The sequence below is a fragment of the Alloactinosynnema sp. L-07 genome (assembly GCF_900070365.1).
In the GTDB taxonomy this organism is placed as follows: Bacteria; Actinomycetota; Actinomycetes; order Mycobacteriales; family Pseudonocardiaceae; genus Actinokineospora.
Map to the genome: position 1 here is coordinate 1,705,484 of NZ_LN850107.1, position 23,565 is coordinate 1,729,048.

General features: G+C 72.9%; 3 protein-coding genes. All 3 read left to right on the top strand.

Features of this window, described 5'->3' with window-relative positions:
• The first annotated feature begins 36 nt into the window (after positions 1-36).
• The 3 genes from BN1701_RS08040 to BN1701_RS08050 are packed head-to-tail and all read left to right on the top strand — an operon-like array spanning position 37 to position 23,530.
• Positions 37-4,815 (top strand): non-ribosomal peptide synthetase, encoded by a 4,779-nt coding sequence (locus BN1701_RS08040; protein WP_067520600.1) that lies wholly within the window; start codon positions 37-39, stop codon positions 4,813-4,815.
• Positions 4,812-19,910 (top strand): non-ribosomal peptide synthetase, encoded by a 15,099-nt coding sequence (locus BN1701_RS08045; protein ID WP_054046963.1) that lies wholly within the window; start codon positions 4,812-4,814, stop codon positions 19,908-19,910. Before BN1701_RS08040 ends, BN1701_RS08045 begins: the two co-directional genes overlap by 4 nt.
• Positions 19,907-23,530, top strand: coding sequence for a non-ribosomal peptide synthetase (locus tag BN1701_RS08050; RefSeq protein ID WP_172803205.1), 3,624 nt, complete (start codon positions 19,907-19,909; stop codon positions 23,528-23,530). The genes BN1701_RS08045 and BN1701_RS08050 overlap by 4 nt, the downstream gene beginning before the upstream one ends.
• Positions 23,531-23,565: the final 35 nt, after the last annotated feature.

Sequence of the window (23,565 nt, forward strand, 5' to 3'; positions counted from 1 at the left end):
ACACCCACAGACATCGGATCAAGGAAAGGCACGACCGTGGCCACCCAGAACGGGCCAGCTGGTATCGACACACTCCGGCGCGAACTGCTGCGGCGCAAGCTGGCCGAACTCGAACTGGCCGAGTCGCCCGCGGCGACTCCGCGCCCGCGACGATCGCTGACCTCCGGGCAGCGGCGGATGTGGTCGCTGCAGCAGCTGGACCCGACCACGGCCGGGTACAACGTGCGGATCGCGGTCGACCTGGGTGGTCGGCTCGACGTCGAGGCGATGGCCGCCGCCGTCCGCGCCGTGGTCGCCCGGCACGACATCCTCCGCACGACCTACGGGATGGCCGATGACGGCGAGGTCACGCCGACGGTGCACACCGACCTTCCGCCGGTCGTCGAGCGACACAACCTCACCTCGTTGCCCGTCGGTGACCGCGAAGTCGAGACCGACCGACTGTGCCGGGACCTGGGCGCGCGGCCGTTCGACCTCGCGGTGGACTCACCGCTGCGCGTCGGGGTGATCGTGACCGGCGCGGACACCGCGACCGTGGTCGTCGTCGCCCACCACATCGCGTGGGACGACAGCACGTCGGCGATCTTCTTCGGCGAGCTGATGCGGGCCTACGGCGATGCCGACGCGCTGTCGGGGCCCGCCCGCCAGTTCGCCGATCTCATGATCGAGGAGCCGGGCGAGTCCGGGCTTGCCTTCTGGCGCGACGCGTTGGCCAGTCCACCCGACCCGCTGGACCTGCCGCTGCTGGGCGCGGCGGACTCGGGCGTCGACCAACAGCGGTCGATGCGGCCCGGCGCCGCCGCCCGCGTCCGCGACCACGCCAGGTCCGAGGGCGCGTCGACCTTCATGGTCCTGCTCGCCGCCGTCACCGCGCTGTTGCACCGCTACACCGGATCCCGTGACCTGGTCATCGGCGCGCCCGTGGTGAACCGGGACCTGCCTGGCGGCGACGAGGTCGTCGGCTACCTCGGCAACACGATCCCGCTGCGGATGCAGATACAGGACGGCGACACTTTCGTCGACCTCCTCACCCGCGCCAAGAGCACCTGCCTGGCCGCCTACGCCCACCAGGACGTCGACCTCGATGACGTGGCCAGGGCGGTCGACCCAGGCCGGACCCGCGGCGCCGCAGGACTGTTCGACGTCGTGCTCTCGCTGCGCGCGCCCGTGTTGGAACCCTTTCGCGACAGCGGTTTCACGGCGGCACGCAGGCACGTTCCCGGACCCGACGCGCGGTTCGCGCTGACGCTGGCCGTCGAGACCGACGGCGACGACATGACCGTCGAGGCCAACCACCCGGCCACGACCCACGGCACCGAATTGGTCGCCCAACTGCTTGCCCACCTCGACCTGCTGCTCGCCGCCGCGCTCGCCGCGCCCGCGACGCCGATCACTGACCTGCCGATCCTCACCGACGCTGAGCGCGCCCGGCTCGCCGAGTGGAACGACACCGCCGCCGACGTCGCCCCGCCGCTGCTGGCCGAGCTGTTCGCCGCGCGGGCCGCGGCCACCCCGGACGCCGTCGCAGTGCTGGCGCCCGGCCAGGAGATCACCTATGGCGAACTGGACCGGCGGGCCGCCGCCCTCGCCCGGCTGCTCGTCGCCGACGGGGTCGGCGCTGAGACGGTCGTGGCGCTGGCCGTGCCCCGGTCGGTGGAGATGGTCGTTGCCGTGCTCGCCGTGGTCAAGGCGGGCGCCGCGTACGTGCCGGTCGACCCGGACTACCCGGCCGACCGCGTTCGCTTCATGCTGAGCGACGCGCGCCCCGGCCTGCTGCTCACCACGCTGGACACCCGGCTCCCGGCCGTCCCGGGCCTGACGACTGTCCTGCTCGACGCACCCGAGACCACCGACCGGCTCGCCGGGCAATCGCCAGGTGACCCCGACGTCGACACCCACCCAGAGCACCCGGCCTACATCATCTACACCTCCGGATCGACTGGTGTGCCCAAGGGTGTCGTCGTGTCGCATGGCGCGCTGCGCAACCACTTGGTGTGGTCGGTCGAGCGGTTCACTGGTCTGGCGGGCCACACGCTCATGCACTCGTCGATCTCGTTCGACTTCACCGTCACGCCGCTGTTCGGTCCGCTGATCACCGGCGGGTGCCTCGAACTGTGCGCCGACTCGCCGGATTCCATCGCCGACGCGGTGGGCGCGGCGACCTTCCTCAAGGTCACCCCGAGCCACCTGCCCCTGCTGACGTCGGTGCGCTTCGCCACCGAAGGCCCGCGCACGTTGGTGATCGCGGGGGAGGCGCTGCGGGGTGAGGCGCTGGACGACTGGCGCGTCCCCGAGGGCATCGACGTGATCAACGAGTACGGGCCGACCGAGACGACGGTCGGCTGCCTGCTGCACCCGGTGGACTCGGTCGACGGCGTGGTCGCGCCCGGGTCGGTGCCGGTGGGGTCGGCGGTCGACAACGTCACCTGCCACGTGCTGGACGAGCGACTGCGCGAGGTCCCGGTCGGTGTCGAAGGTGAACTCTACGTCGGTGGTGTGCAGGCGGCTCGCGGCTACCTGAACCGGCCGGGGTTGACCGCGTCCAGGTTCGTCGCCAACCCCTTCGGCCCGGGGCGGCTCTACCGGACCGGCGACCGGTGCAGGCGGTTGCCGTCCGGCGCGCTGGACTTCCGGGGCCGGGTGGACGACCAGCTCAAGATCCGCGGCTACCGGGTCGAGCCCGGCGAGATCGAGGCGGTGCTGACCACCCACCCGTCGGTGGACCGCGCCGCCGTGATCGGCAGGACGGACGGGCCCGGGGGGACCTATCTGGCCGCCTACGTCGTCGGCGGCGTGGCGGTTGACGTGGCCGCGCTGCGGGACCATGTCGCCGCCGTGCTTCCCGCGCACATGGTGCCCGCCACCGTCATCGCGTTGCCCGCGCTTCCGCTTTCGCCGTCCGGAAAACTCGATCGGCGCGCTCTGCCCGCACCCGATTTCACCGCGCCTACTCCGACGAGCCTTGCCTCGGACGGACTTGTGTCCACTTTGGCCGGTCTGTTCGCGGAGGTGCTCGGTCGGGAGTCGGTTGGTGTGGATGAGTCGTTCTTCGAGATGGGTGGCGACAGCATTGTCGCGATCCGGCTTGTGGGTCGGGCGCGCAAGGCGGGGTTGAAGATCGCTCCGCGCGATGTGTTCGCGCACCGCACGCCCGCGAAACTGGCCACGCTCCCTGGGCTCCAGCCTGCCGCGGGCGACGACGTCGAGACCCGGATCGCCGCTCTCTTCGCCGAGGTGCTCGGTCGGGAGTCGGTGGGTGTGGATGAGTCGTTCTTCGAGATGGGCGGGGACAGCATTGTCGCGATCCGGCTTGTGGGTCGGGCGCGCAAGGCGGGGTTGAAGATCGCTCCGCGCGATGTGTTCGCGCACCGCACGCCCGCGAAGCTGGCTACGGTCGCCGCCGTCCAGCAGAGCGCGGCGACCGCCGACGATGGCGTCGGCCCGGTCGACCTCACCCCGATCACGCGCTCGTTCGTGGAACGCGGGCCACTCGGCGACGCGCACCGCATGTCGCTCGTAGTGGAGGGCCCGGAATCCCTCGACGAGAAGCGGCTGCTGTCGGCGCTGCAAGCGGTTGTCGACCGACACGATGCCCTGCGCGCCAGGCTCACGCGCGGCGACGGGATGCCGACGCTCGAATTCCTGCCGGTCGGCGCGGTCCGCGCCGACACGGTGCTGCACGCGGCCGAGTCCGATGTGGACGCCGAAGCCGCCGCCGCGAGCCGACTCGCCCCGACCGATGGTGTGGTCGTGCAGGCGGTGTGGTTCCCCGGGACCGCGAAGCTGCTCCTGGTCGTCCACCACCTCGTTATCGACGGCGTCTCGTGGCGGGTCATCGTGGAGGACCTCGCCGCCGCCTACCGGGGCGAGCGACTCGCGCCGGTCCCCACCTCGTTCCGCACCTGGGCACGCGGACTTCGGGAGCGGACGCCGGACCGGATCGGGGAACTGGCGACGTGGCGGTCGGTGCTCGACGGCCCCGATCCCTTGCGGGAACGGGTGAATCTGGCCGGACAGACCTGGTCTGACGTGGGTACCGTCACCGTCCGGCTCGACGCGAAGACGACGAACGCGGTGCTGACCACGGTTCCCGCCCTGTTCTTCGCCGGGATCGATGACGTGCTCCTCGCCGCGCTCGCCGCCGCCGTGGGTTCCTGGGATGCCACCGCGGATTCGTTCAGCGTGTTGCTGGAGGGGCACGGCAGGCAGGAGGCTGCCGTGCCCAACTCGGACCTGTCGCGCACCGTCGGGTGGTTCACCAGCCAGCACCCCGTGCGCCTGGACTCGACCGGCGTCGACATCGATGAGGTGCTTCGCGGCGGCCCCGCCGCTGGAACGCTGGTGAAGCGGGTCAAGGAACACCTGCGGTCGCTGCCGGACCACGGCATCGGCTTCGGCATGCTGCGCCACCTGCGTGACGACTCCGAACTCGCCGCGCTGCCCGCGCCCAGGATCGGCTTCAACTACCTCGGCCGATTCGACGCGGCGGGCGAGGCGGGCTGGACGATCCCCGCGGGCGGCCTGTCGGCGGCCTATGACCCCTCGATGCCCGTGTTCGCCGGACTCGTGGTCAACGCGGTCACCGAATCGACCCCGGACGGTCCCGTCATCGCCGCGCACTGGATGCACGCGCGTGGCGCGATCGACGCCGCCGCCGTCGCCGACCTCGCCGAGCGCTGGTGCACGGCCCTGCGCGGGCTCGTCCGGCATGCCGAACACGGCGGCTCCGGCGGACGCACCCCGTCCGACGTCCCGATGATCTCTCTCAACCAGGGCCAACTCGACGCCCTCGAAGCGAAATGGAAGCGTGCATGAGCGGCTCGGCGATCGAGGACATCCTTCCGCTGTCCCCGTTGCAGCAGGGTCTGCTGTTCCACTCCACGCTCGACGACGACGGCACCGACGTCTACATCGCCCAGCTCGTGATCGACCTGGACGGGCCGTTCGACGCCGCCAGGATGCGCCGCGCCGTCGCGGCCCTGGTGCACCGGCACACGGCGCTGCGCAGCGCGTTCGTGCGCGATGTCGGCGACCCGGTCCAGGTCGTGCTCAGCGACGTCGACGTGCCGTGGACCGAGGTCGACGTCACCGGGGACGAGGCCCGTGCCGCGGCGATCGTCGAGACCGACCGGCGCACGCGCTTCGACCTCGCCGAACCGCCGCTGCTGCGCGCGATGGTGTTGCGGCTCGCGCCCGAGCACCACCGGCTCGTCCTGACCAATCACCACATCGTCATGGACGGCTGGTCGACTCCGCTGCTGATGCGGGACCTGTTCGCCCTCTACGCCGCCGACGGCTCGGTCGCCGCGCTGCCCGCCGCGCGGCCGTTCCGCGACCACCTCGCCTGGCTGTCCACTCAGGACCACGCGGCCTCCCTGGACGCCTGGCGGCACGCGCTGGACGGGGTGGCGGAATCCACCCTGCTCGTCCCCGCCGCGCACGGCCTGCCCGCCGCGCTGCCCGCCGAGGTCGTCGCGAACCTGCCCGCCGACCTCGCCGCGGCGCTGGCCGACCGCGCCCGCGCGCTGGGCGTCACGATCAACACCCTCGTGCAGCTGTCCTGGGCGGTGCTCGTCGGGCAGTCGACGGGCCGCGACGACGTGGTCTTCGGCGCGACGGTGTCCGGCCGCCCGGCGGACCTGGCCGGTGTCGAGAGCATGGTCGGGCTGTTCATCAACACGATCCCCGTGCGCGTACGGGTGCGGCCCGCCGAGACCATCGCCGACCTCGCGTGCAGGCTCCAGGCCGACCAGGCCGACCTGCTCGAACACCAGCACGTCGGCCTCGTCGACACCCAGCGGGCCGCCACCTCGTGGACCGGGACCGGCGAGCTGTTCGACAGCCTCGTCGTGTTCGAGTCCTTCCCGTTCGACACCGCCGCCATCGACAGCGCCATCGCGGCGGGCGGGCTGCGGGCGCGTCGTCCCAGCAGGCCGATCTCCACCCACTACCCGGTGACCCTCATGGTCATGCCGTCCGGTGGCGCGCTGGAGTTCACCCTCAAGTACCGCGCCGACGTCGTGGGCGAGGCCGGGGCACTGCGGCTGCTCGACCGGCTGCGGCGCGTCCTGACGGCCGTGGCGACCGATCCCGAGCGGCCGGTGGCCACGATCGACATGCTGTCGCCGGAGGAGTCCGCCGCACTGCGCGACCGCGCACTGCCCGCCGCACTCGACGTCCCCGGCGTCACCCTCGTCGACCTCGTCGACGCCCGGATCACCGCCACCCCCGACGCGGTCGCCGTCGTGTCGGACGAGGCGACGCTGACCTACGCCGAACTCGACGCGCGCGCCGACGCGCTGGCAGGCGCGCTCATCACCCACGGCGCGGGACCGGGTGACCTCGTCGCCATCGCGCTGCCGAGGTCGGCCGACCTCGCCGTCGCCGCGCTCGCCATCCTCAGGACCGGTGCGGGCTACCTGCCGATCGACCCCGACTACCCGGCCGACCGCATCCGGTTCGTCCTCGACGACGCCAAGCCCGTCGCCGTCGTCGCGCACACCGAACTCGACCCGCGCGTCCCCACCGTCAGCCCGGACGGACACGGCGGCTCCGGTCCGCGCCACCGCCCGCGCCCCGACGACACCGCCTATGTGATCTACACGTCCGGCTCGACGGGGCTGCCCAAGGGCACGATCGTCGCGCACCGCGCGGTGGTCGCCCTGTTCACCGCGGCCCGCGCGCACTTCACCTTCGGCGCCGACGACGTGTGGACCCTGTTCCACTCGTTCGCCTTCGACTTCTCCGTCTGGGAGCTGTGGGGGCCGCTGATCCACGGCGGCACGCTCGTCGTCGTGCCGCACGAGGTGTCCCGCTCGCCAGAGGACTTCCTAGCCCTGCTCGAACGGCACCGGGTCACCGTGCTCAACCAGACCCCTTCGGCGTTCTACCAGCTGGCCGCCGCCGACACCGGCCGACCGCTCGCCCTGCGCGTGGTCGTGTTCGGCGGGGAGGCGCTGGACCCGGCGCGGCTGTCGGACTGGCGGGACCGCCGCCCGGACGGGCCCGCGCTGGTGAACATGTACGGCATCACCGAGACCACGGTCCACGTCACCTACCGGCTCCTCGACGACGCCGCGCTCGCCGACCGGGCCAGCGTCATCGGCGACGGCCTGCCCGGCTTCGCCGTGCACCTGCTCGACGGCGCGCTGCGCCCGGTGCCTGACGGCGTGCCGGGGGAGCTGTACCTCGGCGGGCCGCAGGTCGCGCTCGGCTACCACGGCAGGCCGGGGCTGACCGCGTCCCGGTTCGTCGCCGACCCCTTCGGCGCACCCGGGCAGCGGCTCTACCGCTCCGGCGACGTCGCCCGCCGCACCCCGGCCGGGGAACTGGAATTCGTCGGCCGCGCCGACGACCAGGTCAAGATCCGGGGCTTCCGCATCGAACCCGCCGAGGTCGAGTCCGTGCTCGCCCGCACGCCGGGGGCGACCGGGGCCGCGGTCGTCGTGCGCACGGACGGTCCGTCCGGCGCCTACCTCGCCGCCTACGTGACCGGCGCGACCGCGGACGCCGCCCGCGCGCACGCGGTGGCGACCCTGCCCGCGCACATGGTCCCGTCCGCGATCACCGAACTCGACACGCTCCCGTTGACGGTCAACGGCAAGCTCGACCGGTCCGCGCTGCCCGCCCCCGCGGTCGAGGTGACCGCGGGCCGAGCCCCGAGCGATGATGTCGAACGGCTCCTGGCCGAGCTGTTCGCCCAGTTGCTCGGCCGCGAGTCGGTCGGCGTGGACGACTCGTTCTTCGAGTTGGGCGGCGACAGCATCGTCGCGATCCAGCTCGTCGGCCGCGCGCGGGCGGCGGGGCTCGCGCTCTCGCCGAGGCAGGTCTTCGAGCTGCGCACAGTCGCCGAACTCGCCGCGTCGGCCCGCCCGGCTACCGAGCCGGAGGTGACCGCCGAGTCTGACGCGGTCGGCGAGATCGGCCTGACGCCGATCATGCGCGCGTTCCTGAGCCGTGGCGGGCCGTTCGAGCGGTTCTCCCAGGCGGTGTTCGTACCCACCGACGCGGGCCTGCCCGACGCGACCCGCGCGCTGCGGACCCTGCTCGACCACCACGACATGCTGCGTGCCGTCATGTCCGACACCGACACAGGTCCGCGGCTGGAGGTGCGCCCGACGGGATCGGTCCGCGCCGAGGACATGATCACCACCGCCACGGCGTCCATCGCCGAGGAGCACGCCGCCGCGGTCGCCCGACTCGGCCGCGCCTCGGGTGTCCTCGTCCAGGCGACGCTGTTCGCCGGGCACGGGGCCCTGCTGACCTTCCACCACATCGCCACCGACGGATACGCCTGCCGCGTCCTCGCCGAGGACTTCGCGACCGCGCTCGCGGGCGAGCCGCTGCCGCCCGTGCGCACCTCGTTCCGCGCCTGGGCCGATGAACTGGACACAGTGGACCGGAGCGCCGAACTGGCGCTGTGGCGCGAGATCGTCGACGGCGACGACCCGGTGTTGGGCGCCCGCCGCCTCGACCCGGCGCGCGACACCCGCGCCACGGTCCAGGAGACGGCGATCACTGTCCCGCTCCCGCCGCTGGACGCGGTGACCGCGAGGTTCCACGCCGCGCCCGAGGAGATCCTGCTCGCCGCGCTGGGCCTGGCCGTCGCGCGGTGGCGGTCGGTGGCGGCCACCGTGGTCGCCATCGAGGCCCACGGCCGTGAGCAGCACGTCGTCCCCGGCGCCGACCTGTCCCGCACGGTCGGCTGGTTCAACACCCAGTACCCGGTCCGGCTCGACGTGTCCGGTGTCGACCTGGCCGAGGCGTTCGCCGGGGGCGACGCCGCGGCGACCGCCGTCAAGCGGATCAAGGAACACGTGCGGCGCGTCCCGGACCGCGGCATCGGCTATGGCCTGCTCAGGTTCCGCGACGGTGCCCTCCCCGCGACACCTGAACCGCAGATCCTGGTCAACTACCTGGGTCGCACCGAGACACCCGCCGAGGATCCGCTCGGCTTCCACGCGATCTCCTTCGGCGGCGTCGCACCCGCCGCCGACCCGGACCTGCCCGCGGGCGCTGCGCTGGTCGCGAACATCGCGATCACGCCCGGCGCGGAGCTGTCGCTCTCGCTGCGCTATCCGGCCGCGCTGTTCAGCGGTGACGACGTGGCCGACCTCGCCTCGCTGTGGGTCCAGGCGCTGACCGCCATCGCCGACCACGTCCGCAAGGGCGGTGCGGGCGGACGAACCCCGGCCGACCTGCCGTTGGTGACGGTCACGCAGGACGACGTCGAACGCTGGGAGGGCCGCTACCCGGCGCTGGCGGACGTGCTTCCGCTGTCCCCGCTGCAAGAGGGTCTGCTGTTCCACGCCCGCTTCGACGCCGACGCGGTGGACTTCTACTCAGTGCAGCTCGTCGTCGACCTGCGCGGCCCGCTCGACCTCGACCGGCTCCGGACCGCCGCGACCGACCTGGTCGACCGGCACCCGGTGCTGCGCACGGCGTTCGCCGACGACGGCGACGACCCGGTCCAGATCGTCCTCGCCACCGCCGAGCCCAAGATCACCGTGCTCGACCTGCCCGACACCGACGCGCTCGCGGAGTTCCTCGACGCCGATCGGCGCACCGGGTTCGACCTCGCCGCCCCGCCGCTGCTGCGCCTGACGCTCGTGCGGCTGGGGGAGCGGGAACACCGGCTCGTCGTCACCAACCACCATCTCGTCCTCGACGGATGGTCCACCCCGCTGGTGGTCCGCGACCTGTTCGCGCTCTACGAGTCGACCACCGCGCTCGACCGGCCTCGACCGTATCGGGACTTCATCGCCTGGCTGTCGCGCCGCGACCGCCAGGAGTCCCTGGCCGCCTGGGCGGACGTGCTCGCCGGACTGGACGAGGCGACGCTGCTCGCGGGCCCGGACCAGGCCGACGGGTCGGTGCTGCCCGCCGAGGTGATCGACGTCGTTCCCGGCGACCTGTCCGCGCGGCTGTCCGCCGCCGCGCGCACCAGCGGTGTCACGCTCAACACGCTGCTCAGCGCGGCGTGGGGGATCGTGCTCGGTCACCTGACCGGCCGCACCGACGTGGCCTTCGGGATCACCGTGTCGGGACGCCCGCCGGAGCTGACCGGTGTGGAGTCGATGGTCGGGCTGTTCATCAACACCGTGCCGGTCCGGGTCCGCTGGTCGCCCGCCGACACGGTCCGCGCCGTGCTCGACCGGCTTCAGGCCGCGCAGACGGCGGTCCTGGAACACCAGCATCTCGGGCTCACCGACGTGCAGAGCGTCACCTCGGTCGACGCGGGCAGGCTGTTCGACACCCTGATGGTGTTCGAGACGTTCCCGCTGGACCACGCCGGACTGCTCGACCCGGCCCGCAACGGCGGCCTCACCGCCGAGGTCGGCTGGTCCCGCGGCTACACCCACTACCCGATGACGCTCATGCTGATGCCAGACGACGACGTCCTGCGCATCAAGCTGGAGTACCGCACCGACTTGTTCGACCAGCCGACCGTGCGGGCGATCCTGGACAAGGTCTTCACGGCGCTGACCGCGATGGCCGACCGGCCGGACGCCGCCATCGCCGCGGTCGACCTGCTCGACCCGGCCGACCGCGCGCTCGCCGTCGACCAGCCCACCGACACTGTCGATACCGGGGACCGGCTGATCCCCGACCTGCTCGACCACGACCCGGCCGCCGTGGCCGTCGTGTGCGACGGGACGCACCTGACCTTCGGCGAACTGGGCTCCCGCTCCGACGAGCTCGCCGCGCACCTGACCTCGCTCGGCGTCGGGCCCGAGGTCCCGGTCGCCGTCGTGCTCCCGCGGTCGGTCGACGTCATCGTCGCCATGGTCGCGGTGTGGAAGGCGGGCGGCGTCGTCGTGCCCGTCGACCCGCGCTACCCGGCTGAGCGGATCGCGACGGTCCTGGCCGAGTCGGCCCCCGCCGCTGCCATCACGACCAGGGACGACCTCGCCATCCCGGCCGTGTCACCCGATCCCGCGACCTGGACCGGTGCCGCCACTCCCACGGGGCCTGCCGGTCCCGACTCGGCCGCCTACATCGTGTTCACCTCCGGATCGTCGGGCACGCCCAAGGGCGTCGTCGCGACGCACGGTGGTGTCGTCAATCTCGCGCTGGCGCACCGTCGCGCCGTGATGGACCCGCTCGGACGGACCGTCCGGGTGCTCAACTCACTGTCGTTCGCCTTCGACGGGTCGGTCGACCCGCTGGTGTGGATGCTGGCCGGGCACGAGATGCACGTGCTCCCGGACCGGTTGATGGGCGACTCCGCCGGGATCGTGGCGTACACGCGCGAACACCGCGTCGACTTCCTCGACGTCCCGCCGTCGCTGCTGGAACTGCTGGTGGCCGACGGTCTGCTTGACGGCGACCACCGGCCATCGGTCGTGGCGACCGGCGCCGAGGCGGTGGGATCGGCGCTGTGGACCACGCTGGCGAACGCGGATCCGCTCGCGCTCAACTTCTACGGCCCGACCGAATGCACCGTCGACGCGCTGTGGACCCCGATCACCGCCGACGCCGGGCCGCACATCGGCCGCCCGGTCGCCGCGGCCACCGCCTACGTCCTGGACTCCGCGCTGCGGCCGGTGCCGTCCGGCGTGCCGGGTGAGCTGTACGTCGGTGGCGCGGGTGTCGCCCGCGGCTACGCGGGCAGGCCGGGTGAGACCGCGTCGCGCTTCGTCGCCGACCCGTTCGGCCCGGCCGGAGCCCGGCTCTACCGCACCGGTGACCTCGTCCGCAGGACCGCGACCGGGACCGTGGAGTTCCTGGGCCGCATCGATGACCAGGTGAAGATCCGCGGCCACCGGGTCGAACCGGGTGAGGTCGAGGCCGTCCTCACCGCCCTGCCGGGCGTCGGCCAGGCGGCCGTGATCGCCAGGACCGACGGCCGAGGCACCCGGCTGGTCGCCTACGTCACCGGTACCTTGTCCATCGAGGATCTCCGCGCGGACTTGGTCCGCCGCCTTCCCGACCACCTGGTCCCGGCCGCGGTCGTCGTCCTCGACGCGTTCCCCACGCTGCCCAACGGCAAGCTCGACCGTCGGGCACTGCCCGCCCCCGAGTACACCGCGACGTCGTCGCGTGCCCCTCGCGCCGGGACCGAGGAGCGCCTGTGCGCGCTGTTCGCCGACGTCCTCGGACTGCCCGCGGTCGGCGTGGAGGACTCGTTCTTCGCCCTCGGCGGCCACTCGCTGCTGGCGACCCGGCTGATCTCGCGCGTCCGGGCCGAGTTCGGTGGCGACCTGTCCATCCGCGCGGTGTTCGACCACCCGCGGGTCGCCGACCTCGCCGCCCACGTCGACTCCAGTTCTCCCGCCGCCGCGCCGGGGTTGACCCCCATGCGGCGACCTCGACACGTGCCGCTGTCCCCGGCTCAGCGCAGGCTGTGGTTCCTGCACCGGCTCGACGGCCCGTCGGCCACCTACAACCTGCCCTTCGCGGCCCGCCTCACCGGTCCGCTTGACGTGCCCGCGCTGCGCGCGGCCGTCACCGACGTCGCCGCCCGGCACGAGAGCCTCCGGACGACCTTCCCCGAGGTGGACGGCACCCCCGAACAGCACGTGCACAACACAGTGACGGTGCCGTTCGAGGAGGTCGCGACGACCGAGGCCGCGTTGCCCGCCGACCTCGCCGCCGTCGCGTTGCGCCCGATCGCGCTGGAGACGGAGATCCCGATCCGGGTGACGCTGCTGCGCGTCGCCGCGGACGACCACGTCCTGTCGCTGGTCGTGCACCACATCGCGGGTGACGACTGGTCCACCGGGCCGCTGCTGCGCGACCTGTCGACCGCCTACGCGGCCCGCAGGCTGGGTCAGTCTCCACAGTGGACGAAGCTGCCCGTCCAGTACGTCGACTACACGCTGTGGCAGCGCGATCTCCTCGGCGCCGCCGCCGACCCGGGCAGCCTGCTCGCCCGCCAGGTGCGGCACTGGGCGGACACGCTCGCCGGGCTACCCGACGCGATCGCCCTGCCGACCGACCGTCCCCGGTCGAGCCGCTCGGGCACTCCGGGTGGGCGCGTGCGGTCGGTGGTCCCGGCAGGCACGACGGCCAGGCTGCGGGCGTTGCTGGCTGACACCGGGGCGAGCGAGCTCATGCTCGCCCACACCGCCGTGGCGATGCTGCTGGGCAAGCTCGGTGCGGGGGCGGACATCCCGCTCGGCGCGCTCGTCTCCGGCCGGTCGGATGCCGCGCTGGACCAGTTGGTCGGCTTCTTCGTCAACACCGTCGTCCTGCGGGTCGACCTGAGCGGCGACCCGACCCCGCGCGAGATCGTGCGTCGGGTCCGCGCGACCGCGCTCGACGCGTACGCGCACGCCGACGCGCCCTTCGACAGTGTGGTCGAGGCGGTCAACCCCGACCGGTCGGCGAGCCATCCGCTGTTCCAGACCCTGGTCGACTACTGGAACCCGGGGGCGGCCGACGCAGACTTGCACGGTCTCAACGGCCTCACCGCGTCACCGATCGACGCCGCCGGTACGGCACCGGCCAAGTTCGACCTCGCCTTCACCTTCACCGCGGACCACGACGGCACGTGGCGGGCGTCGCTGGAGTACGACGGCGACCTGTTCGACCCGGCCACCGCCGAGAGCCTCCTCGACCGGCTCGGCCGGGTCCTCGACGCCCTCGCCGACCGGCCGGACCAGCCGTTGTCCACAGTGGACCTTCTGGGCTCGGGCGAGCGGCGGGTCCTGCTGGAAGACTGGAACCCGACGGCGGTCGACCGTCCGAACCGGACAGTGGTGGACCTGTTCGCCGAGCAGGTCGCCAAGACACCGGACACCGTGGCAGTCACGTGCGGGACCGACGCCATGACCTTCGCCGAGGTGGACCGACGCGCCGACGCGCTCGCCGGGCACCTCGCCGCGCGCGGCGTCGCCCCCGAGGTCCGGGTCGGCATCGCCCTGCCCCGTTCGGTCGATGTCGTCGTGGCGCTGCTCGCCGTCTGGAAGGCAGGCGGCGTCGCGGTCCCCGTCGACCCGCGGCACCCGGCCGACCGGGTCGCGGCCATCCTCGCCGACGCGGCCCCAGCGCTGGTGATCACCACCAGGTCGGCGGGAATCGCGGGACCGGTCGTGGCCATGGACGAGCCGTGGTCCGAGTCGGCCATCCCGACCCGGCCGCTGCCCGCCTCGGCCGCCTACATCGTGTTCACCTCCGGCTCGACCGGCCGCCCCAAGGGCGTGATCGTCACCCACGATGCCGTGGTGAACCTGGCCACCGCCCACCGCGAAGCTCTCATGGGTTCGCCGAACCGCCCGCTGCACGTGCTCAACATGATGTCCTTCGCGTTCGACGCGACATTCGATCCGCTGATGTGGATGCTCGCCGGACACACCATGCGCGTCCTGCCCGACGCGCTGATGGGGGACTCGGCGGCGATCGTCGACCACGTGCGCGAACACGGTGTCGACTACGTCGACGCGCCGCCGTCGCTGCTGGAACTGCTCGTCGCCGACGGACTTCTCGACAACCCGCCCGCGATGATCGCCACCGGCGCCGAGGCGGTCGGGTCGACGCTGTGGGACCGGTTGGCGACCACGCCCGGCGTGACGGCGATCAACTTCTACGGCCCGACCGAGTGCACTGTGGACGCGTTGTGGACGCCGATCACCGCCGACGCCGCGCCGCACATCGGCCGCCCCCTGGCCAATGCCCGGTGCTATGTGCTCGACGGCGCCCTGTCGCCGGTGCCGGTCGGAGTGCCGGGGGAGCTGTACGTCGCCGGTGCCGGACTCGCCCGCGGCTACGCCGAGCGGCCCGGTGACACCGCCGCGCGGTTCGTGGCCGACCCGTTCGGTCCGCCCGGTTCGCGGCTCTATCGCACTGGCGACCTGGTCCGATGGCGGCACAACGGCACGGTGGAGTTCCTCGGCCGGGTCGACGACCAGGTCAAGATCCGCGGCTACCGCGTCGAACCCGGCGAGGTCGAGGCGGCCCTGACCGCCTTCCCCGAGGTCGTCCAGGCCGCCGTGGTCGCGCGGACGGACGCGGGCGTCACCCGACTCGTCGGCTACGTCACCGGTCTCGGTGTCGACCCCGCGCACCTGCGGGAGGAACTGGCAAAGTCGCTGCCCGACTACCTGGTGCCCGCCGTGATCGTCGTCCTCGACGCGCTGCCGAGCACGCCCAACGGCAAACTCGACCGCCGTGCCCTGCCCGCGCCGGAGTTCACCGCGGGCGGGACCGCGCCGCGCACCGACGCCGAGCGGCTCGTTGCCACGCTGTTCGGCGAGGTGCTGGGTGTCAAGGACGTCGGTGTCGACGACTCGTTCTTCGCTTTGGGCGGCCACTCCCTGCTGGCCGCGCGGCTGATCTCGCGCCTGCGCGCCGAGCACGGCGGCGACCTGTCGATGCGGACCGTGTTCGACACCCCGACCGTCGGAGGGCTCGCCGCGCGCCTGGACACCGAGCCCCGCCGCGCCCGGACCCCGCTGACGCGCCGGGAACGCCCGGCGCGGGTGCCGCTGTCACCCGCCCAGTCGCGCCTGTGGTTCCTGCACCGCCTGGACGGCCCGACGGCCACCTACAACGTCCCGTACGTCACGCGCCTGCGCGGACCGCTCGACGTCGCCGCGCTGCGGGACGCCCTGCACGACGTGGTCGACCGGCACGAGACGCTGCGCACCGTCTACCCCGACGACGCGGGCACCCCGTACCAGCGGGTGCTGGACGAGGTGACCGTCCCGTTCGACGTGCTCGACGCGGGTGACCCCGTCGAGTTCGTCAGCCGACCGTTCGCGCTCGACACCGAGCCGCCGATCCGGGCGGCGCTGTTCGGCTCCGCGCCGGACGACCATGTGTTCGCGCTTGTCGTGCACCACATCGCCGGGGACGACTGGTCGACCGGCCCGCTGCTCGGGGACCTGGCGACCGCGTACACCGCCCGCCGCGACGGGCACGCCCCGAACTGGGCGCCGCTGCCGGTGCAGTACATCGACCACACCCTCTGGCGGCGCGACCTCCTCGGCGACGCGACCGACCCCGACAGCGACCTGTCGGCCAAGCTGCGCTGGTGGGGCGAGACGCTGGCCGGGCTGCCGGAGGCCGTCGCGCTGCCGACCGACCGGCCGCGGTCGGCGCACGCGGGGGAACGTGGCGGCGCGGTCCGGTTCACCGTGCCCGCCGACGTCGTGACCGGCCTGCGCGCGATCGGCCGGGAGTGCGGCGCGACGGACTTCATGACCATCCAGTCCGGGGTGGCCGCACTGCTGCACAAACTCGGCGCGGGTACCGACATCCCGCTCGGCGCGCTGGTCGCGGGCCGCGACGACGCCGCCGTGCACGATCTGGTCGGGTTCTTCGTCAACACCGTCGTCCTGCGCGTCGACCTCGACGGGGACCCGACGGCGCGCGAACTCCTCGACCGCGTCCGGGAAACCGCGCTGGGTGCCTACGCCAACGCGGACGCGCCCTTCGACCGGGTGGTCGACGCCGTCAACCCCGAACGGGTCGCCGGGAGGCACCCGCTGTTCCAGACGATGGTCGACTTCCGGGCCGCCGACACCGGCGGCGCGGGCCTGCCCGACGTGACGGCGACACCGGTCGGCGGCTCGCAGGACACAGGCGCGAAGTTCGACCTGGCGGTCAACCTCACCCCGCGGCCGGACGGTTCCTTCGACGGATCGGTCGAGTACGACGCCGACCTGTTCGACGAGTCCTCTGTGGACGTCCTGGCGGAAAGGCTGGTCCGCGTGCTGCGGACCATCGCCACCGCACCGGACACCCGCCTGTCCCGGATCGACGTGCTCGATCCCGCCGAGCGGGACCAGCTGATCAGCGGCTGGAACGACACGGCCGCGCCCATCCCCGACACGTCCGTGCCCGCCCTGTTCGCCGAGCAGGCGCGACGGACGCCCGACGCGCTCGCCTTGGTCGACGGCGAACGGCGCCTCACCTACGCCGAACTCGACCGGCGGGCCGAGGTCGTCGCCCGCGTGCTGACCGCGCGCGGCATCGGCCAGGAGGACATCGTCGGCGTGCACGTCGACCGCTCCGCGGAACTGGTCGCCGCGCTCATCGGCATCCAACGCGTCGGCGCCGCGTTCGTCCCGCTGGAACCGGCGTGGCCCGCCCGGCGGATCGCCGACGTGCACCGCACGGCGCGGCTGGCCGCGGTGATCAGCGCGACCGGCGACGGGCTGCCCGTCCTCGACGTGCCGGTGCTGGTCGGCGACCTCGCCGATCCCGGAACCCCCGCCGCGGTGGCGCGGGCGCACCCGGACGGTCTGGCCTACGTCATCTACACGTCGGGCTCGACGGGCACGCCCAAGGGCGCGATGATCTGCCACCAGGCGATCGCGGCGCGACTGCTGTGGCAGCGGGAGATGCTCGGGTTCGGACCGGGCGACGCCGCGCTGTTCAAGGCGCCCCTCGGGTTCGACATCTCGATCAACGAGATCTTCCTGCCGCTGGTGACCGGCGCGACGCTGGTCGTGGCCGAACCGGGTGGCGAACGCGATGTCGAATACCTGCTGCGGCTGATCACCCGCCACCGCGTCAGCTTCACCTACCTCGTCGCCTCGATGCTGGACATGCTCCTGCAGCTACCGGGGGTCGAGGAGGTCCGCGACTCGCTCAAGCACGTGTGGTGCGGCGGCGAGGCGCTGACCCCGGAACTGTTCGCGCGGTTCCGGGCCACGCTGAGCGGCGCGATGTACCACGGATATGGGCCCGCAGAGGCGACCATCGGAGTCAGTCACGAGTTCTACCGCGGCGACGAGGGCAGGCACGGCATCAGCATCGGCCGCCCCAACCCGAATACCCGCATCCACGTGCTCGACGCCGCCATGAACCCGGTCCCGGTCGGTGTGCAGGGCGAGCTGTACACCGGCGGTCTCCCGCTGGGCCGCGGCTATGTCGGTGACCCCGGCCAGACCGCAGCCCGGTTCGTGGCCGACCCATGGACCCCGGGGCAGCGGCTCTACCGCACCGGCGACCTCGCCCGGTGGACGCCGGACGGCAGGCTGGAGTTCCTCGGTCGGGTCGACCACCAGGTCAAGATCCGCGGCATGCGGGTCGAACTCCAGGAGATCGAGGCCGCGCTGGGCGAACACGACGCGGTCCGCCAGGCGGTCGTGACCACCGTCCGCGGACCAGGCGGCGCGGTCGTCCTGGCGGGCTACCTGGTCCTGCACACCGGGCGGCACGTGGACGGATTGACCGAGTGGTTGGGCACGAGGCTGCCCGAGCACATGGTGCCCACCGCGATCACCGTGCTGGACGCGTTCCCGCTGATGCCGTCCGGCAAGGTCGACCGCCGGGCGCTCCCCGCGCCCGACCTGACCTCCGACGCCCCCGCCCGGACCCCGGTGACCGTGACCGAGCGGGTGCTCTGTTCGGTCTTCGCCGACGTTCTCGATCGCGACCGGGTGGCACCGGACGACTCGTTCTTCGCCTTGGGTGGAGACAGCATCATGTCGATCCGGGTCGTGGCGAAAGCCCGCGCGGCCGGACTCCAGGTCTCGCCGCGCGACGTGTTCGAGCAGCGCACCCCGGCGGCGCTCGCCGTGGTCGCGGACTCCCGCTCGGAGACGAGCGCGCCCGTCCGGCTCGACGGCGCGGGCGACATCCCGCTGACCCCGCTGATGCGCGAGGTGCTGGCGCGCGACGGGCTCCGGCGGCGTTTCGCCCAGTCCGCCGTCGTGGCGGCTCCGCCCGAACTCGACATCTCCCGGCTGGTCGAGGCGGTGGACCTGCTGCTGCGCACGCACGACATCCTTCGGGCGACGATCACCCGCGGCGAGAGCTGGACGATGGCGGTCCCGCCGTACCGGCCGACCGCGGCGACGATCGTCCGATCGGTTCCCGCGTCCAGTGACGTGCGGGCCGAACTCGACGCCGCCGCCGACCGGCTCGACCCGGAGAACGGGGTCATGCTCCAAGTCGTGGTCGTCGAGGGCGGACCCATCCTCCTCGTCGCGCACCACCTCGTCGTCGACGGCGTGTCCTGGCGCGTCCTGCTGCCCGAACTGGAGCAGGCCTACCGCACCGCGGCGTTGCCCTCGACCGCGACCTCGTTCCGCCACTGGGCGCACGGCCTGGTGACCGCTGCCGGTGAGCCCGCCCGGGTCGCCGAACTGGCGCACTGGCGGTCCGCCGTCGGACCGGTCCTGGGCGATCGGCCGCTCGACCCCGCCCAGGACACCGTCGCCGCGCTGCGATCAGTGCGCGTGGAGCTGCCGACCGACGTCACCCAAGCCGTGCTCACCTCCGTACCCGAGGCGTTCTACGCGGGCGTCGAGGACATCCTCATCGGCGCGCTGGCCGTGGCGGTCACCGCGACGACCGGGACCTCCGCGGTCCTGGTCGATCTCGAAGGACACGGCCGCGAGGAAGACGTCGTCCCCGGCTCCGACCTGTCCCGCACGGTCGGCTGGTTCACCACGCGCTATCCGGTACTGCTGGATCTGTCCGAAGTGGACATCGCTGGGGCGCTCGCGGGCGGGGCCGACGCGGGGGCCGCGGTGAAGGTGGCCAAGGAGGCCCTGCGCGCCGCGCCCGACCGCGGCATCGGCCACGGCTTGCTGCGGCACCTCAACCCGGACACCGCCGCGGAGCTGACCGGACCGACCGGGTCGATCCTGGTCAATTACCTCGGCCGCTACGGCGCGGGCGGGCGGTCGGGTCCGTGGACCCAGTCGGCCGAGTACGCCGACGTGGCGGGAGTGGCCGACCCCGACGCGCCCGCGTCGGCGAGCCTGGAGGTCACCGCGCTGACCGAGGACACCGCAGCGGGTCCGATCCTGCGGGCCACCTGGTCCTTCCCGCCCGGCGTGGTCGATCCCGACGTCGTCACCGCGCTCGCCGAGGCGTGGACGGCCGCGCTGCGCGCCTTGGTCGAGCACACCGATCGGCATGGCGGCGGGCACACGCCCTCCGACATGCCGCTGGTCACGATCGATCAGACCAGGCTCGACGCCTTCGAATCCAAGTGGGGAGCGCTGTGAGCAACATCGAGGAAGTACTTCCGCTCGCGCCGCTCCAGGAGGGCCTGCTCTTCCACTCCGGCCTCGACGGCGACGACGTCTACACCGTCCAGACCGTCGTGGACCTCGACGGCCCGCTCGACGTGGCCCGGCTGCGGACCGCCGCCGAGGCACTTGTCGCACGGCACGCGGTGCTGCGGGCCGCGTTCGTCGCCGACCCGGCGGGCGCGGTGCAGGTCGTGCTCCGGCGCGTGAGCGTCCCGTGGACCGAGGTCGAACTGGGCGAGTCCGAAGTGGACGCCGCGCTGGCCGCCGACCGCGCCACCCCGTTCGTCATGGACAACCCGCCGCTGATCCGCTTCCTGCTGATCCGCACCGGGGCAACGCACCGGCTGGTGATCTCCAGCCACCACATCCTGCTCGACGGCTGGTCGGCACCGCTGCTGCTCAGCGACCTCTTCGCGCTCTACGCGGGCACGCCGCTGCCGCCACCGCGTCCGTTCCGCGAGTTCCTGGCCTGGCTGGCCAAGCGCGACCGGGCCGCGTCGCTCGATGTGTGGCGCGAGGTGCTCGCGGAGATCACCGAGCCGACCCTGCTCGTGCCGGTCGGCGACGCCACGACGCCGCGCGCAGGTCGGGTCGAGGTGCCGATCGATGTGCCTCAGCTGCGTTTGGCCGAGTTCGCCCGCGCGCACGGCGTCACGGCGAGCACGGTCATCCACGCGGCGTGGGGGATCACCCTGGCCCGGCTGACCGGTCGTGACGACATCGTCTTCGGCGCGACGGTGTCGGGTCGGCCCGCCGACCTGCCCGGTGCGGAGACCATGGTCGGTCTGTTCATCAACACCGTCCCCGTGCGTGTCGGGATTCGATCTGGGGAGCCGGTGTCGGAGCTGCTCGCCAGGCTGCACCGGGCGCAGACCGCCACCCTCGACCACCACCACCTGAACCTCGCCGAGGTGCAGGCCCTCGCGGGCATCGGCCCGCTGTTCGACACGCTCGTCGTGGTCGAGTCCTACCCGGTGGACGAAGAAGGTATCGACCAGGTCCGCGCCGCACTCGACGTCCGCGTCCGCGCTGTCGACACCGAGGACGCCACGCACTACCCGCTGACCCTCACCGCGGTCCCCGACGAGGACCTGACCCTAGAGTTCCGCGCCGACCTGCTCTCACCCCGGGCGTGCGCCGACATCGCCGCTCGGCTGGCCGACGTCCTCACCGAGATCACCGCCGACGCGAGCCGCCCGGTCGGTCGGATCGGCGCGGAGTCCCCGGCTGCCCAGATCGCTTGGAACGGCGACCCCGTTCCGCTGCCTGAGCTGCTGGCGCCTGACCTCGTGGCGAGCCAGGACCCGGCCGCGGTCGCCGTCGTCTGCGATGGCACCTCGCTCACGTTCGGCGCGCTGGACGCGCTGTCGGGCCGACTGGCCGCCCACCTGGTGTCCCTCGGCGTCGGACCGGAGTCCCCGGTCGCGGTCGTGCTGCCTCGGTCCACCCAGGTCGTCGTCGCGATGCTCGCGGTGTGGAAGGCGGGCGGTGTGGTCGTCCCGGTGGATCCGAACTACCCGGCGGCGCGGATCACCGCTGTCCTGGCCGAGGCGGCTCCCGTCGTGGCCATCACCGCCCGGGACGACCTCGGCGTTCCCGTGGTGCGGCCGGACGCGCGGACGTGGACCGGCACCGGCGTGGCCGCAGGACCGTCCGGCCCGGACTCGGCCGCGTACATCGTGTTCACCTCCGGCTCGTCCGGGCGCCCTAAGGGCGTGATCGCCACCCACGGCGGCCTGGCGAACCTGGCGCTGGCCCACCGCGCCGCCGTCATGGATCCGCTGGGTCGCACGGTTCGGGTCCTGAACTCGCTGTCGTTCGCGTTCGACGGATCGATTGATTCGCTGACGTGGATGTTCGCCGGACACGAGATGCATGTGTTGCCCGACCGGCTGATGGGAGACTCCGTCGAGATCGTCGACTACGTGCGCTCCCACCGCGTCGACGTCGTCGACGTGCCGCCGTCGCTGCTGGAGCTCGTGGTCGCCGACGGCCTGCTGGCGGGCGAGCACCGGCCCGCCGTGGTGGCGACCGGCGCCGAGGCCGTCGGCGGCGGCCTGTGGGCGGAGCTCGCGGGCGCCAACGCGCGCGGCCTGAACCTGTACGGGCCGACCGAGTGCACTGTGGACGCCTTGTGGACATCGATCGAGCCCGGGACCGCGCCGCACATCGGCCGTCCAGTCGCCAACAGCACCGCCTACGTGCTCGACTCCGCCCTCAACCCGGTCCCCACCGGGGTGCCGGGGGAGCTGTACGTCGGGGGAGCGGGCCTGGCCAGAGGCTATGTCGGCCGTCCAGACGAGACGGCGGCACGCTTCGTCGCGAACCCGTTCGGCTCACCAGGCAGCAGGCTGTACCGGACCGGCGACCTGGTCCGGCTCACCTCGGCCGGGACCGTCGAGTTCCTCGGCCGCGTCGACGACCAGGTGAAGATCCGCGGCCACCGCGTCGAGCCGGGCGAGGTCGAGACCGCTCTCGCCGGGTTGCCCGGAGTCGCCCGCGCGGCGGTGGTCGCCCGATCCGGGCGGCTCGTCGGCTACGTGGTGGCCGACGCCGACGGGGGCGCCCTGCGTGACCGGCTCGCCGAGATCCTGCCCGATCACCTGGTGCCGACCGTGATCATGCGGCTCGACACGTTCCCGACCCTGCCCAACGGCAAGCTCGACCGGCGGTCGCTGCCCGAGCCCGACTTCGCGGCCACGTCCACCCGGGAACCGGCGACCCTGGTCGAGAAGACCCTGTGCGCGCTGTTCGCCGAGGTCCTGGGCCTGCCGAACGTCGGCCCGGACGACTCGTTCCTCGCGCTGGGCGGACACTCGCTGCTGGCGGCCAGGCTCACCGCTCGCGTGCGTGCCGAACTCGACGTCGCCATCGGTGTCCGAACCGTGCTCGAAACCCCGACCCCGGCGGGTATCGCGGCGCGTCTTGGTCAACCGGACACCGGACCGGCCATGGGGACCCTCCTGCCGCTGCGGGAGTCCGGCGCCGCCCCGCCGCTGTTCTGCGTGCACCCGGCGCTCGGCCTCGGCTGGCGGTACGCCGGTCTGCTGCCATACCTGCCCGACCGGCCGCTGTTCGCGCTGCAAGCTACCGAGTTCACCGGACGGCCCACGTTGCGCGAGGTGGCCGAGCGCTACGTCACCGCGATCACCGAGGCCGTGCCCAGCGGACCGGTGTGCCTGCTGGGCTGGTCGCTGGGCGGGGTGATCGCCCACGCCGTCGCCTGCCTGCTCGACCGCGAAGGCCGCGAGGTCCGCGCGCTCGTGCTGTTGGACAGCTATCCCACCGGGGACGGCGATCCCGGCGGCGACACCGTCCCGGCCGACCTTCTCGCCGGGCTCACCGAGCGGCGGGCCGCCCAGGTCGCCGACAGCCTCCTCACGGTGTCCATAGTGGACCGCGACGGTCCCGTTGGAACCTACCGCGGCGATGTGACGTTCGTGCGCGCGTCCGCGGGCGACGACCCACCCGACTGGACCCCTTACGTCGCGGGACACATGACCACGATCGAGGTCGACTGGCCGCACGAGGATCTGATGACCGACGCCGCGCTGCGCGACGTCGGCCCGATCACGGCCGCCGCGCTCACCTAAGCCAGCAGTACTGGAAACGCAAGGAGAGGCTAGAA

Bases quoted from the DNA above. Each gene is read 5' to 3' on its own strand.
- BN1701_RS08045 (WP_054046963.1), top strand. From the start codon at position 4,812: ATGAGCGGCTCGGCGATCGAGGACATCCTTCCGCTGTCCCCGTTGCAG.